General features: G+C 49.3%; 16 protein-coding genes and 3 tRNA genes. All 19 read left to right on the top strand.

Annotation, left to right across the window (positions count from 1 at the left end; genetic code table 11):
* Window positions 1-640, top strand: a 640-nt coding sequence (locus tag M0R35_06535; GenBank protein ID MCK9595316.1) for an outer membrane protein assembly factor, incomplete at its 5' end; no start/stop codon positions are given.
* 122 nt (window positions 641-762) lie between these two features.
* The gene (locus M0R35_06530; GenBank protein ID MCK9595315.1) at window positions 763-1278 is read left to right on the top strand and encodes an OmpH family outer membrane protein; all 516 of its coding nucleotides are present in this window, start codon (window positions 763-765) and stop codon (window positions 1276-1278) included.
* A gap of 2 nt (window positions 1279-1280) precedes the next feature.
* Window positions 1281-2321: a UDP-3-O-(3-hydroxymyristoyl)glucosamine N-acyltransferase gene (gene lpxD, locus M0R35_06525; protein ID MCK9595314.1), complete on the top strand. Its 1041-nt coding sequence runs from the start codon at window positions 1281-1283 to the stop codon at window positions 2319-2321.
* A gap of 5 nt (window positions 2322-2326) precedes the next feature.
* On the top strand, window positions 2327-3649 hold the full coding sequence (gene lpxC / locus M0R35_06520) for a UDP-3-O-acyl-N-acetylglucosamine deacetylase (GenBank protein MCK9595313.1): 1323 nt from the start codon (window positions 2327-2329) through the stop codon (window positions 3647-3649).
* A gap of 5 nt (window positions 3650-3654) precedes the next feature.
* Window positions 3655-4455: an acyl-ACP--UDP-N-acetylglucosamine O-acyltransferase gene (lpxA, locus tag M0R35_06515; GenBank protein MCK9595312.1), complete on the top strand. Its 801-nt coding sequence runs from the start codon at window positions 3655-3657 to the stop codon at window positions 4453-4455.
* Window position 4456: 1 nt separating this feature from the next.
* The gene (gene lpxI / locus M0R35_06510) at window positions 4457-5260 is read left to right on the top strand and encodes a UDP-2,3-diacylglucosamine diphosphatase LpxI (protein MCK9595311.1); all 804 of its coding nucleotides are present in this window, start codon (window positions 4457-4459) and stop codon (window positions 5258-5260) included.
* A gap of 256 nt (window positions 5261-5516) precedes the next feature.
* On the top strand, window positions 5517-5810 hold the full coding sequence (locus M0R35_06505) for a glycogen-binding domain-containing protein (protein MCK9595310.1): 294 nt from the start codon (window positions 5517-5519) through the stop codon (window positions 5808-5810).
* 69 nt (window positions 5811-5879) lie between these two features.
* Window positions 5880-6599, top strand: coding sequence for a radical SAM protein (locus tag M0R35_06500; GenBank protein MCK9595309.1), 720 nt, complete (start codon window positions 5880-5882; stop codon window positions 6597-6599).
* 56 nt (window positions 6600-6655) lie between these two features.
* Window positions 6656-6729 (top strand) — tRNA-Arg (locus M0R35_06495).
* A gap of 134 nt (window positions 6730-6863) precedes the next feature.
* Window positions 6864-6936, top strand: a tRNA-Lys gene (locus tag M0R35_06490).
* 59 nt (window positions 6937-6995) lie between these two features.
* Window positions 6996-7289: a PilZ domain-containing protein gene (locus M0R35_06485; GenBank protein ID MCK9595308.1), complete on the top strand. Its 294-nt coding sequence runs from the start codon at window positions 6996-6998 to the stop codon at window positions 7287-7289.
* A gap of 107 nt (window positions 7290-7396) precedes the next feature.
* Window positions 7397-8665 (top strand): serine--tRNA ligase, encoded by a 1269-nt coding sequence (serS, locus tag M0R35_06480; protein ID MCK9595307.1) that lies wholly within the window; start codon window positions 7397-7399, stop codon window positions 8663-8665.
* Window positions 8643-9353, top strand: a complete 711-nt coding sequence (locus tag M0R35_06475) for a hypothetical protein (GenBank protein ID MCK9595306.1) — start codon at window positions 8643-8645, stop codon at window positions 9351-9353. The genes serS and M0R35_06475 overlap by 23 nt, the downstream gene beginning before the upstream one ends.
* A gap of 74 nt (window positions 9354-9427) precedes the next feature.
* Window positions 9428-9514: transfer RNA gene (locus M0R35_06470), tRNA-Ser, on the top strand.
* A 538-nt stretch (window positions 9515-10052) separates the two neighbouring features.
* A complete protein-coding gene (locus tag M0R35_06465; GenBank protein ID MCK9595305.1) occupies window positions 10053-10199 on the top strand; it encodes a hypothetical protein in 147 nt (48 codons plus the stop codon).
* Window positions 10200-10228: 29 nt separating this feature from the next.
* Entirely contained in the window at window positions 10229-10639 is a 411-nt protein-coding gene (locus tag M0R35_06460; protein ID MCK9595304.1) for a hypothetical protein, read from the top strand.
* Between the two features lie 18 nt (window positions 10640-10657).
* Complete coding sequence (locus M0R35_06455) at window positions 10658-11167, top strand: ORF6N domain-containing protein (protein MCK9595303.1); 510 nt, start codon at window positions 10658-10660, stop codon at window positions 11165-11167.
* 59 nt (window positions 11168-11226) lie between these two features.
* Entirely contained in the window at window positions 11227-12537 is a 1311-nt protein-coding gene (locus M0R35_06450) for a B12-binding domain-containing radical SAM protein (protein MCK9595302.1), read from the top strand.
* Between the two features lie 149 nt (window positions 12538-12686).
* Window positions 12687-13655 (top strand): asparagine synthase-related protein, encoded by a 969-nt coding sequence (locus M0R35_06445; protein ID MCK9595301.1) that lies wholly within the window; start codon window positions 12687-12689, stop codon window positions 13653-13655.
* The last annotated feature ends 164 nt before the right edge of the window (window positions 13656-13819 follow it).

The raw sequence follows: 13819 nt of genomic DNA, 5'->3' as shown, positions 1-13819 counted from the left end.
ATCCGAGGCGGGGACCAACGCCGTAAGCAGCATGGAATACGGATTGACCTTTGACAGCAGGGACAATGTTTTCAACCCCACCAAAGGGAATGTCCTGGGCGGATCCCTGCAGGTCGCCGGAGGCCCGTTCGGAGGGGATAAGGATTTCTGGAAATTTTACAGCCGGGCTTCGCATTATACCCCGGTCTGGCGCAACGCGGTTATCGAGTTCCGCGGCAGGATGGGCATTGCCGATACCTACGGCGATTCGACCAAGATACCCATATATGAGAGATTTTTTACCGGTGGCTCCGGCTCGGTCAGGGGTTACCGCGAAAGAAAGGTCTCCGAGGATAATTGCGTGGATTCCAAGACCGGCGATCCGTTAGGCGGCAGTTCGGTCTTGATCGGCAACATTGAATATACTTATCCGGTGGTGAGTTTCCTGAAACTGGCCGCGTTCTATGATATCGGCAATGTCTGGTCAAAGCCCTCGGATGTCGGTTCCAGCGGTATGAAGGCCGGCACAGGCGTGGGCTTCAGGCTGAAAACGCCGATCGGGCCGATCATGCTGGATTACGGCATTCCCTTGGACAAGGAGCCCGGCCAGGACAGCAAAGGCAAAGGCAGGTTCCATTTCAGCATGAGCCACGGGTTCTGATACCCCGGGCGAGTGGATCGGGATAAAATATTTTCGCTGGCTTAAGTAAAGGCAGATGAGGTCATCAGGGTAGATATCTCAAACTATACCGCTTAAGTAACAGCTGAATGAGGAGGATACACATGCGCAGGTCAATATTTGTCTGGGGAGTAGTGTGCGGTTTGTTTTTGATGTTATCGGGGAGCAAGGCGTTCGCCGCGGATAAGTTTGCTTATATCGATCTTAGCAAGACCCTGGGGGAATACCACAAGACCAAGGATTATGACAAGACTCTTACCGACAAACAGAACGCTTATAACAACGAGCGCGACAAGCTGATTGCCGAAGTGAAACAGCTCCAGGATAAAATGAACCTGATGAGCGACAAGGAAAAAGATGCCAAGCGCGATGATTTTGAAAAGAAGGTAAAGAACCTTCAGGAATTCGACAGGCAAAAACAGGCTGACCTGCGCAAGGAACAGGACGAGAAAATGCAGGAGCTGTTAAAGGATATAAACGACACGATCAAGCAATTAGCCGATAAAGAAGGTTATACCATGGTTTTTAACGACCGGGTATTGGTGTATCAGGATAAGACCCTGGATATCACCGATAAGGTCATTGAATTGATCAATAAAGGAAAAAGCTCAAAGAAATAATTATGTCAAGGACCCTTAAAGAAATTGCCGCTCTCGTAGGCGGGGAAGTCGTTGGGGAAGGCTCGATAGAGATCAAGGGGATTTCCGGGATACAAGAGGCCTGCGAAGGAGATATCACCTTTTTGGCTAATCCCAAATACTTGCCTTTTCTGGAAAGGACCAGGGCCTCGGCGGTGATCGTTTCCCGGGAAGTAAGCCCCGGGGCAAAGCCGGTTATCCGCTGCGACAATCCCTCATTAGCCTTTACCAAGGCGGTTTCTTTTATCCTGCCGCAGGAGGATAAGCATCCCCAGGGCATCGATCCTAAAGCGGTACTTGGAAAGAACGTCAAGCTGGGCATAGGCGCGGCGGTTTGCGCCTGCGCGGTTATCGACGATGAAGCGGTTATCGGCGATCGCAGCGTGATCTATCCCGGATGTTATGTGGGCAAGCATTCAGTTGTGGGCAGCGACACTGTTATCCACGCCAATGTGAGCATCCGCGAGCGTGTTTCTGTCGGCAACAGGGTGATCATTCACAGCGGCGCGGTCGTAGGCTCCGACGGGTTCGGTTTTGTCACGGTGAACGGGGCGCATCACAAGATCCCCCAGGTAGGAACGGTGGTAGTGGAAGATGACGTGGAGATCGGCGCGAACGTGACCATCGACCGGGCGCGTTTTGACAAGACCGTGATCGGTAAGGGGACCAAGATCGACAATCTGGTGCATATCGCCCATAACGTGTCCATCGGCGCCAACTGCCTGATCGTGGCCCAGGTGGGCATTTCCGGAAGCACTAATATCGGCAACAACGTGATCCTGGCCGGACAGGCCGGGGTAGTGGGGCATGTCACTATCGGCGATAATTCGATAGTTATGGCGCAATCAGGGGTGAGTAAGTCTTTGCCTGCCGGCTCGGTGGTCTGGGGTACTCCGGCCAAGCCCGCGGATGAGGCTAAAAGGATAAACGCCTATGTTCAGGCTTTGCCTAAATGGCACGAAACGATCAAAGAGATCAAACAAAAGATCGAGGGTCTTTCGAAGAGCGCAACCAAAACCAAATAAATACTATGGAAAAACAACGGACAATAACTAAACAGATAAGTATCAAAGGCACCGGCCTTCATACCGGCAATAAAGTCAACCTTACCTTTAAGCCCGCGCCTGCCGATAACGGGATCAATTTCATCCGCGTGGACCTGGCTAACAAGCCGGCGGTCAAGGTTTGCGTTGAGAACGTCTCTTCGCAGGAAGGAAGCCTGCGTTTCAGCCACCTGGAAAAAGACGGGGTCCAGATCTATACCGTCGAGCATTTGCTGGCCGGGTTATTCGGCTTAGGCATCGATAACCTGGACATTGAGATCGATAACAGCGAGGTCTGCGGGTTGGACGGAAGCAGCAAGGGATTTATCGACACGCTGTCCGCTGCCGGCATCTGCGAGCAGGAAAAAGAACGCAAGTATATCAGCGTCAAGGAGCCGGTAATGGTCCAGGACGCCGGGGCAAGCATCGCGATATTCCCTTCGGATAAATTAAAAATATCTTATACCCTGGATTATGATAATCATTTTATCAAGTCGGATTTCCTGGAGATAGTGGTCGGTTCGGCCCTGTTCAGGGACGATATCGCCCCCGCCCGGACATTCTGCCTTGAGGATGAAGTTGAGGCGCTCAAGAAGAAAGGCCTGGGCAAAGGCGCTAATTATGAGAACGCCCTGGTGGTCGGAAAAAAAGGGGTGATCAATAATGAATTGCGTTTTGAGGATGAATTTGTACGCCACAAGGTGCTTGACCTCCTCGGCGACCTGTATATCCTGGGTCAGCCTTTAAAAGGCCATATCATCGCTTTAAAGAGCGGACATTCCCTTAACCTGAAGCTGGTCAAGAAGATCGCCCAGCAAAGGCCGCAAACCCGGCAGCCGAGTTTGACCTCAGGCCAGAGTTATTCTTTGCCCGACGGCCAGACAATGGATATCGAAGAAATAATGCGGATATTGCCGCATCGCCAGCCGTTCCTGTTTGTGGACCGGATCCTGCAACTGGACCAGGGCAGGCGAGCCGTAGGCATAAAGAACGTCACCATAAACGATTATTTTTTTAAGGGTCATTTTCCGGAGAAGCCGGTTATGCCCGGAGTGATAATTTTGGAAACAATGGCTCAGGTAGGCGGGGTAATGCTTTTGTCCCAGGCGGAGAACCGGGGCAAGATCGCTTTCTTTATGTCCATAAACAACGCTAAATTCCGCAAAGTCGTTATCCCCGGCGATCAGCTGGTTTTTGAGGTCACCGCGGTCAAGTTAAGGTCCAAGACCGGACAGGTCCACGGCCAGGCTACAGTTGACGGACAGGTAGTGGCTGAGGCTGATATGATGTTCGCGTTCGGAGACAGTTGAAAATAATGAGAATACATTCTACCGCTATAGTTTCGGATAAAGCCAGTCTGGCCGCTGATGTTGAAGTCGGGCCTTACTCGATAATCGGCGATAATGTGGTTATCGGGCCGGGCACTAAGATCGCCGGGCACAGCGTTATCCAGGGCAACACCACTATCGGCGCCAACTGCGAGGTCTTCAGTTTTGCGGCAGTGGGCAACAAGCCCCAGGACCTTAAATTCAAAGGCGAGAAAAGCTTTCTGGAGATAGGGGATAACAATGTCATCCGGGAATTCTGCACCCTGAACCCGGGGACAGGCGAGGGCGGCAAGACCGTCATCGGCAACAATAACCTGTTTATGGCTTATGCCCATGTCGCCCATGACTGTTGTGTAGGCAACCATTGCGTGATCGTTAACGCCGCTACTCTGGCCGGGCATGTTGTGGTCGAGGATTATGTGCATATCAGCGGCTTCGGCGCGGCGCACCAGTTTGTCAGGGTTGGTAAATATTCCATATTGGCCGGGCTTTCCAAGGCGGTCCAGGATGTCCCGCCTTTTTCGGCCTGCGACGGGCATCCGGCGCGGCTGTACGGATTGAATATGGTGGGGTTGAAAAGGTATAATATCTCACGGGAGTCGATCAAGGCCCTGGGCCATGCCTTTAAGGTGCTTTTTAATTCCGGGCTTCCTCTTAAGAAGGCGGTTATCCGGTTAAAAGAAGAAAAGGATCATTGTGCGGAAGTAGCATACCTGCTTGATTTTATCGACAACTCTTCGCGTGGGGTCTGCCGTTCCTGCCGTTTACCTAAAAGAAACGAAGAATAAAATGGATAAGATAGGATTGATCGCCGGTAACCGGCGGTTCCCGGTAATATTTTCGGAAGAAGCCAAGAAAAAAGGCTGCTATATCGTTGCTGCGGGGATCCGCGGCGAGACCAGCTGGCAGCTGAAGAAATACGCGGATAAGTTTTATTGGGTTTCCTTAAGCGACCTGTCCCGGATAATAGATATCTTCAGATCCGAAGGCGTGAAAAAAGTGATCATGGCCGGGCAGATAAGCCCAGCCAGGCTTTTTAGCAGGGAAGTGCGCAACAGCAAGCAGATACAAGAGCTCCTGCTGAACATAACCGATAGAAAGGCCAACACAATATTCGCCGCTATCGCCAAAAAGCTGGAAAGCGAAGGCTTGGAATTGATCGACTCGAGCACGTACCTGCAGGATTTTATGCCGGCTAAGGGAACGCTCACTAAGAGGCAGCCGGATCCTTTGGAATGGGAGGATGTGTATTTCGGTATAAACCTGGCCAGAAAAGTGGCTGGCCTGGATATCGGGCTTACTGTGGCGGTTAGGAACAAAGCTATAGTCGGCGTAGAGGCCTTAGAAGGTACGGATAACCTTATCCGCAGAGCTGGAAGGATAGCGCGTTCGGGAATGATCGTGGCCAAGGCAGCCAGGCCTGACCAGGATATGCGTTTTGACCTTCCGGTGATCGGGCTTAAGACAATAAAGACGTTGATCTGCGCCAAGGCGTCCTGCCTGGCGATCGAAGCGGATAAAACCCTTTTCTTGGATATGAAAGACTCTCTGGCGCTGGCGGATAGGAAAGGCATCGCGATAGTTGCGGTGTAACATCCTTTGCGCGTTGATCCCGTAAGCAAAACACTCGCAAATTTGTGCCAAATTCTCTCGTAGCTTCCGGGGGCCCCGCTTCACGGTATTTCGCTGGATAAAGACTTTCGGTGCTCATAATTCGCAGACGTTTCACTATAACTTACGTCGTTGTAACTAGTAGGATAGAGGCCCCGTAAGTTATCTGCTCATTAAAAACTCCTTGACAGTCTGCGCAGAAAGGGTATAAATTAATATAAGAAAGAAGGAGGTCGTTATGGCTAAAACGTGTTCCGGGTCAAAACCAAAAGTAACTGCCACGGTTACGCAATTCAAGATTTATTCGCCTAAAGCCAAAAAGGTCTCGGTCGCGGGATGCTTTAACAACTGGGATCCCAAGGGTTTACCGGCTAAAAAGGATACCAGGGGAAATTGGTCGGTCAAGGCCAGTCTTAAGCCCGGGAAATATGAATATAAGTTCTTCGTGGATGGGTCATGGATGACTGATCCCAAAGCGGCTGCGGTTTTTAATTCTTTTGGCACGCAGAATTCGGTGATAGAGGTAAAATAATCGTAGCAACTCAAATGCCCCCATCTTGTTAAGTCGCGTAAGATCTTAAGAGGATGGGGGGTTTTTATTATGAAATACATATACGGACCGGTAAATTCGCGCAGGATCGGCAGGTCTTTAGGGGTTTCATTGACTGATTTCAAGACCTGTAATTTCGACTGCGTCTATTGCCAATTAGGCAGGACCAGGAACCGCTACCTGCAGAGGAAGGAATACGTAAAGATCGAAGAGATCTTCGCGGAATTCAGCTCCTGGATGGAGTGTAACCCTGATCAGGCAAAAGAGCTGGATTATGTCACTCTTTCCGGAACAGGGGAGCCGCTGTTGAATATACGGATAGATGAGCTTATCCGCCGGATAAAAAAAGCCACAACTGTTCCGGTATGCGTGATCACTAATTCTTCTTTGTTAAGCTCTTCCGAGGCCCGGCAGCAATTGCTCCAGGCCGAATTAATAATCCCTTCTCTGGACGCGGTAACCGACGCGATATTCCAGGCGATTGACCGGCCTGATCCGCAGATAAAGGTCGGGGATATAATCAGCGGATTGATCGAGCTGAGAAAAGAATTCAAGGGGAAGATCTGGCTGGAGGTAATGTTGATCAAAGGCATGAATGATTCTCCGGCGCATATCCGCAGGCTCAAAGAAGCGATCGATCAGATCAAGCCGGATAAGGTGCAGTTGAATTCTCCGGCGCGCAACACCGCTGAAGCGGGAGCGCTTAAAGTAGATGACATCCGCCTCAAAGAGATTCAGGATCTTATCGGCCCTAACTGCGAGATCTTCTAACTTCAAGACCCGGTCTTGTTATTCATTGCGGTGAAACGGGTTGCGAATATCTTTGCGCGCCCATAGCTCAATTGGATAGAGCACTAGCCTTCGGAGCTGGGTGTTGGAGGTTCGATTCCTCCTGGGCGCATAAAAATTTCTTGCTGATTTATAAAAATTACAATTGCAAATAACAGGGATTTAAGATAAAATACTACAGATAATTTACGGAAAGCCATAGTTTAGCCGCACGCCCTGAAGCACAGCGGCATATAAATAGTCTTCGGGCCGCTAGCTCAATTGGTAGAGCAGGACCCTCTTAAGGTCAAGGTTCGTGGTTCGATTCCACGGCGGCTCACTTTTTATCTCTTGCAGGTCGAAAGGTCAGGCAAAGGCTGAAAGGCCAGGTGAATTTAGATGTCTGAAGACCAGATTCCCACGGAGCAAAGGCAGTTCCCCAGGATAAACGTCGCTACCCAAGTAAGCTTTGCGATCGTCATGCCGGCCTATGAAACAGGTTCGACCGAGGATATCAGCCAGGGCGGGTTATGCCTTAAGGTGAATCGGGTATTGCCGCTCGGCACTGTCCTGCGCCTGGAATTCGACCTGCCCGGAGACAAACCCGAACATATCGAAGTATTGGGCAAGGTTGTCTGGCAAAGGCCGGATAACGCGGCCATCTTCTCCACCGGAATAAAATTTCTATCCTGATAGATCATTAAGTGCTGAAAAAACGTCCCGGACTTATAAGGCCCCTCACAGAAGATCCGGTGGCGAATTTTCGCTTCAATGGCAGGTCAAATTTGAGGAGCTCCTAAATGTTAGACATAAAATTCATCCGGGAAAATCAGGAAGTCGTGGCAAAGGCTTTAAAGGACCGCAATTCCAAATTCAACCTGGCGCAGATATTGGATCTGGATAATTCCCGGCGCAAGATACTGGTTGAGTTGGAGGAATTACGGGCGCAGAAGAACAAGGCCAATGACGAGATCAGCGCCCTGCTTAAGGAAAAGAAGGACCCTAAAGAGCGGATCTCCTCGATGAAATACATCGCTGAAAAGATCGACCGATTGGATGCCCAGATTAAAGAAAGCGACGTGAATCTGAACCAGTTGCTTCTTACCATTCCGAACATCCCGCACACATCTGTTCCTGTAGGCGCTCCGGATAAGGCGCGCGTCGAGCGTTCCTGGGGCGCTGCGCCGAAATTCGACTTCAAGCCTTTAAATCATATAGAGCTCTGCCAGAAACTGGATATCGTGGATTTTGCCAGAGGGACCAAGCTCAGCGGAGCGAATTTCCTGCTCTTCAAAGGCTGGGGCGCTAAGCTGGAGCGGGCTTTGATAAATTTTATGCTCGATCTGCATACCAGGAAGCACGGCTATACTGAAATATTCCCTCCATTCCTGGTCAATCGCAAGACTATGACCGGAACCGGCCAACTGCCCAAGATGGAAGAGGATATGTACAAATTAAAAGACGATGATCTTTACCTGATCCCTACTGCGGAAGTCCCGGTGACCAATATTTACAGCGATGAGGTCTTGAATGAGGAGGATCTGCCTAAATATCTGACCGCCTACACTGCATGTTTTCGCAGGGAGGCTGGCTCTTATGGCAAAGATACCCGGGGAATGATGCGCGTGCACCAGTTCGATAAGGTAGAGATGGTCAAGTTCGTCAAACCCGAGGATTCTTACGCTGAATTGGAATCTCTGGTAGGCAACGCTGAAGAGGTCTTGCAGGCCCTGGGGCTGCCTTACCGGGTAATATCCTTGGCCACCCAGGATATAAGTTTCGCGGCGAGCAAATGTTATGACCTGGAGGCATATGCCTCAGGCGCGGATAAATGGCTGGAGGTATCCAGCTGCTCGAATTTCGAGAATTTTCAGGCCCGCAGGGCGAATATACGTTTTAGAAGAAAAGATACCAAGAAAATGGATTTCGTTCATACACTAAATGGTTCAGGGGTTGCATTGGCCAGGACGGTAATCGCGATCTTGGAGAATTACCAGCAGAAAGACGGGTCGATCCTGATCCCTGAATGCCTAAGGAGCTATTTTGATGGCCAAGAGAGGATTTCTTAAGGACGAAGGCAGTAACATTGATTTCGGCCAGCTTGATCCGGGCTTGGATGCCGGCGGGGACATAAAGCCAAAGTTCAGGTTGATCCTGGATAAGGTGTTAAGTATATTCAAGCTTGCTGTCGGGATTTCCCTGCTTTGTTTCGTTTATTCCTATTCAATGACCTTCCTGAAGGAACTGGGGCTGGCTGACAAGGCCATGCAGGAGTATTTCTGGTCCGGGATAGGCGCGTTCGTAGTGATCCATTTTTTTGTTTATGAACTGTCCATTGTTTATAATAAAGGGCAGAAGATCCTGATGCTTGTATTTAAATTCTTCGCGCCTTTGGTAAAGGTTGCGCCGTATGTCCTGCCGATATATACCATCATAATCTTCTGCGTATACCCGTTGTTCAACCTGTTTTGGGGCTCTAAAGGCCTTACCGGCCTGTTTATCGCTTTGGGAAGCTTCAGCCTGTGCCTGCACCTGGTTTTCGGGGCCAAGTCCTTAAGGTCAAAGCAGGGTGATTTCTTAAAAGCCAATTACATATTCGGTTTTTCCCTGGTATATATCCTGAACCTGATCCTGTTAGCTTTCTGCTTAAGCCTGATCGTGGAAAAGTTCTCATTCGTAACTTACTTTAACGCGTCATTCCAGACAGCTACGCATATATTCCAGGCAGTATTCAATCAGATCTTTATTCCGAAATAGATCTCAGCCTACAAGGTTTGGCGGGGTGGTAGGCCGAGCTTAAGAGAGGCAACCACACCGCACGCAATCTTTTAGGTGGGGTGGCTGAGCGGTTGAAAGCGGCAGTCTTGAAAACTGTTAAGGGCGTAAGTCCTTCGTGAGTTCAAATCTCACCCCCACCGTAAATTTCTCGTATGAAGTAGATGGGGACATTTCTCGCCTGTTGAACTCAATTGGCGGCGCTAAGAGAAGTGTCCCCCATGGAACGCCATAACCCTCGAAATCCCTGTGTTTCCCTTATCCCAAAGTGCTATAATTTAAGATAGTTAGGAGCAAAGTATGTTCTTCCCTGTAGACGAGATCGCCTTACAGTTATAGCTATATTTAACCTGGCCATGTGGTCGGTTTTTTTCTTTTGAATCAAGGCAAATTTCTCAACCTGGAAGTTGTACAGTTTTCGAGGTGAGGTCACCACCAGTGATTATTGGAGTTATAAATAAATGTTTTTGATCTGGTAAATATTTAAATAGGGAATAAAGATAACGTTTTGGTTTTATGAGAAGCGCTGGAGTACTCGGCGCTTTTTTTGTTTGAGAATTTGTGTTAGATCTTTCCTTTTCGTACGTCTATTAGGGTAGAAAGGAGGATTTGTTTGTCTATGGGGATCCCCCGCGCGTATCAGAGTTGCGCGGGTGTTGCCCCCGTGGGCAAGGAGAAGATATGCCGCGAGCATTATCGATCGCGGAGCTGGAGAAAAAATATGAGAATCACGATGATAATATCCAGCTTATTTTTGAGGCGATCAAGAAATTGCTGGAGTCGGTGCCTGTGCCGCAGAAGCCGCCGATCGGGTTTAACAGAGAATAATCAAAAAAATAAAAGGAAAGGAGATAACAATGACTGAGATCGAATTTTGGGCTTATTTAAACATGCTTTTGAGTAAGGGGCGCATGGATATGCGCGCGGGTCTTGTCGAATGCGGGAAACCAGGCATGAATGAAGTGGAAGTGTTCATTAGCAGCCACGCGCTTTTGCCTAAGGGGTATGAAAGTTTGTCTCTCGATAATATTCGGCGCATGGGGATGCTGCTTTTTCGTGGCAAGGTCCAGCTTAGAACCAAGCAGGCGGTTTTGATCCTTCTGGCGCATCACCCTTCAAAAGAAGCGCTAGCCATTCTGGAAAAATTCAGTTTATCCCCGGATCAGGGTTTGAGGATATTTTCGGAATTGGCGCTGGATGAATGCCGTATGTGGAATGATGAAAGAAGCTGTAAAGGGGATTTTCCCCCGGTTTCGCGCGTCTATTAGAGCAGAAAGGGGAACGGTATGTCTGGGGTATTGTCAGTTGATCTTGTAGCCTCAAGGATTTTTAGTTTTAGAGGCCGGAAGGTCATGATCGACGTGGATTTAGCGATATTGTACGGGGTGTCAACAAAACGACTTAATGAACAGGTTAAACGTAACCGAAATCGTTTCCCTGATGATTTCATGTTTCGATTAACTAGAAAAGAAAAAGAAGAACTGGTCGCAAATTGCGACCGGTTCAACACGCTTAAACATTCTACCGTGTTTCCATATGTTTTTACCGAACAGGGAGTGGCGATGTTATCGAGTGTTTTGAATAGTGAACAGGCGGTCGCGGTGAATATTCAGATCATGCGCGCATTTGTGATAATGCGTAGGACAGGTTTGACCTATGCAGGGTTAAAACGTAAGATTGAAGAGATGGAACAGAAATATGATAAACAATTCTTAGTTGTATTCGAGGCGTTCAAAAAGCTCCTGGATCCGCCGCCAGAGCCTAAGAAACCGCCGATCGGATTCCGCAGGGATTGATCGATACTCCGGCGCCTTTTTGTTGTTGAGGTGATGAGATGGAGGATGTATAATCAGGTATGAATATTAAAGTCCTGCTTTTTAATCTGCCTCCGTTGGGAGGCGATCTTTTTCCCATATCCCTCGGTTATATCGCCGCCAGCCTGGCTAAAAATAATATTGATTCGGTTATCGCCGAAATAGACTCTCTTACCACGCTTACGGATAAATCGATCAGCAGGTTTGTGCTGAAGTATAAGCCGGATGTGGTGGGTTTGTCGGTATGTCAGGTGAATATCCATCTGGCAATGCAATTGGCCAAGTTGATCAAGATGTGCGATCCGTCGATTGTGGTGGTTTTAGGCGGGCCGCAGGCTACTTTTATGCCGGGCGAGGCATTAGGCCAGATGCCTAATGTGGATGTGATCTGCAAGGGCGAAGGAGAGGCGGTAATGCCTGCATTGATCAAATGCCTGGAAAAGCAGGGGGATATCACTAAAGTCAAAGGCATAGTCTTTAGGGCTGAAGATAAACTTTATGAAACGCAATCCCAGCCATTGGCCCGTAATTTGGATAAATTCCCGTCTCCTTATCAGACTCAAGTCTTTCGCTGGAGCGATCATACTGGCGCGGCAATGCTTACTTCCCGCGGCTGTACTTATAACTGTAATTTCTGCTATACCCCGAAGGCTTTTAAACGGACTATCCGTTCGCATTCGCCTGGCCGGGTGCTGGCGGATATGGATATTTGCTATAAAAACGGGATACGCAGGTTTTTCTTCGCTGATCCGTCTTTTACCTTTGATAAGAGCCGGGTCAGACGGATAATGCGCGGGATCATCAGGAAACGCTGGAAGACCGAGATCTGGTGCGAGACGCGCCCGGAGTTAGTGGATGCGCAGCTGTTAAAGCTTATGGCCCAGGCAGGGGTGAAGTATATTGCCTATGGCCTGGAATCAGTGGATCCCAAGGTGAACAAAGCGATCAATAAACGGATCGATCTGCGCCAATTTGAAGCGACTATTAAAGCTACCCGGGCCGCGGGTATTGAGCCCGAGGTTTTTACTTTATACGGCTTGCCGAAACAGACCCGGGAGTCTTGTTTGCGGACCTTGGGCTTTCTGCAGGGGTTGGGGGTGAAGATAAAAGGCAATTCCGCGGGACAACAGTTGATCCTCTTCTTCGGCACGGATGTCCTGGATAACCCGGCTAAATACGGTATCCGGTTGTTTAAAAAGAAGAAGCCGCTTTATTTTTCCGCGGGGGCTGATTTCGAGACTGATTGGATGAATATGCAGGATATCGCTTTTGTGGCCGGGAAATACAAGGCTGCCTGCGTTAAGAAGGATCCCCCGGGCAAAGGATGCATAAGTTTATTGGGTAAGGCTTAGGAGCAGGGTAAAGTTATATTGAAGTTGGATGGCGCTGGAGCGTGCCGGCGCCTTTTTTGTTGAAGCCTGGGAACCAAGGGGGTATAATAAATAATATTGTTGGGGTATGGGGTGGTTATTTTTAAGGATAAGCAGGCAAAGGAGGCGGCATGTCAGCAGACAAAGAGATCAAGGCAAGCGAATTGGATGCGCAGGCGTTCATAAGCGAGAAAAGCGGGGATATAGCCAAGATCGTGGGAGACGGTGTGGCTATCAATGCTTTATCCGGAGGGGTGGATTCAGCCGCTGTTACTATGCTCGGGCATAAGGCTCTGGGGCCCAGGCTTAAGACTTATTTTATTGATAACGGGATCATGCGCGAAAATGAGCCGCAGCAGATCGCCGAGGTTTTCAAAAAACTGGGCGTTAATATCGAGATAGTGGATGCCCAGGATGATTTTTTCGCCGCTCTTAAAGGATTAACCGATCCCGAAGAGAAAAGGGAAGCGATCACCCAGACTTTTTACAAGAAGGTCTTTGGCAATCTGGTCAAGAAAAGCCAGGCCAAATACCTTTTGCAGGGCACGATCCTCACTGATATCGATGAGACTGTCGCCGGGATCAAGCGCCAGCATAATGTGTTTGAGCAATTAGGGATCGATACCCAGAAGGCGTTCGGTTACAAGATCATCGAGCCGCTGGTCCAGCTGCGTAAGGACGGGGTCAGGAAGGTTGCCGAAGGTGCGGGACTCCCGGCTTCAATATATAACCGGATGCCTTTTCCCGGTCCGGCTTTAGCGGCGCGGGTGATCGGAGAGGCGAATCCGGAGAGGATAGCGGTAGTGCGCAAAGCCACCGCAATCCTGGAAGAAGAGCTGGTTTCGATAAAGGCTTTCCAGTATATGGCTATTTTACATCAGGACAGGATCCCCGGAATGCGCAACGGCAAAAGGGATTTCGGCTTGCAGATCGAGGTGCGCTGCTGGGATAGCATTGACGCCCGCCAGGCCAGGCCTACCCGTTTGAGCTTCGATGCACTGGACAAATTGGCAGCCAGGATAACCTCCGAAGTCCCGGGTGTGGTCAGCGTCACTTATAATATCGCCACTAAACCGCCGTCAACCATGGAAGCGGTTTAAAGCGGCTGCTTTGGAATACGGCAAATTTGTGAACAATGCGGGGATTTACTTGAATGGGAGGATCATGAATATAAGGAATGCGGGTTTATTGTTAGCGGTTGTTTTAGCCGCTCTGTGCTTTGTTCCCGCGGCTTTTGCCGGCAGTTTTTTTGATGGCTGGACCG

The organism is Candidatus Omnitrophota bacterium, assembly GCA_023227985.1.
Taxonomy (GTDB): domain Bacteria; phylum Omnitrophota; class Gorgyraeia; order Gygaellales; family Profunditerraquicolaceae; genus JALOCB01.
Note: the sequence above shows the minus strand (reverse complement) of the source record. Positions and strands in the feature narration are given on the sequence as shown.

Coding starts and splice junctions, on each gene's coding strand:
- M0R35_06530 (MCK9595315.1), top strand. CDS start 763: ATGCGCAGGTCAATATTTGTCTGGGGAGTAGTGTGCGGTTTGTTTTTG.
- lpxD (MCK9595314.1), top strand. CDS start 1,281: ATGTCAAGGACCCTTAAAGAAATTGCCGCTCTCGTAGGCGGGGAAGTC.
- lpxC (MCK9595313.1), top strand. CDS start 2,327: ATGGAAAAACAACGGACAATAACTAAACAGATAAGTATCAAAGGCACC.
- lpxA (MCK9595312.1), top strand. CDS start 3,655: ATGAGAATACATTCTACCGCTATAGTTTCGGATAAAGCCAGTCTGGCC.
- lpxI (MCK9595311.1), top strand. CDS start 4,457: ATGGATAAGATAGGATTGATCGCCGGTAACCGGCGGTTCCCGGTAATA.
- M0R35_06505 (MCK9595310.1), top strand. CDS start 5,517: ATGGCTAAAACGTGTTCCGGGTCAAAACCAAAAGTAACTGCCACGGTT.
- M0R35_06500 (MCK9595309.1), top strand. CDS start 5,880: ATGAAATACATATACGGACCGGTAAATTCGCGCAGGATCGGCAGGTCT.
- M0R35_06485 (MCK9595308.1), top strand. CDS start 6,996: ATGTCTGAAGACCAGATTCCCACGGAGCAAAGGCAGTTCCCCAGGATA.
- serS (MCK9595307.1), top strand. CDS start 7,397: ATGTTAGACATAAAATTCATCCGGGAAAATCAGGAAGTCGTGGCAAAG.
- M0R35_06475 (MCK9595306.1), top strand. CDS start 8,643: ATGGCCAAGAGAGGATTTCTTAAGGACGAAGGCAGTAACATTGATTTC.
- M0R35_06465 (MCK9595305.1), top strand. CDS start 10,053: ATGCCGCGAGCATTATCGATCGCGGAGCTGGAGAAAAAATATGAGAAT.
- M0R35_06460 (MCK9595304.1), top strand. CDS start 10,229: ATGACTGAGATCGAATTTTGGGCTTATTTAAACATGCTTTTGAGTAAG.
- M0R35_06455 (MCK9595303.1), top strand. CDS start 10,658: ATGTCTGGGGTATTGTCAGTTGATCTTGTAGCCTCAAGGATTTTTAGT.
- M0R35_06450 (MCK9595302.1), top strand. CDS start 11,227: ATGAATATTAAAGTCCTGCTTTTTAATCTGCCTCCGTTGGGAGGCGAT.
- M0R35_06445 (MCK9595301.1), top strand. CDS start 12,687: ATGTCAGCAGACAAAGAGATCAAGGCAAGCGAATTGGATGCGCAGGCG.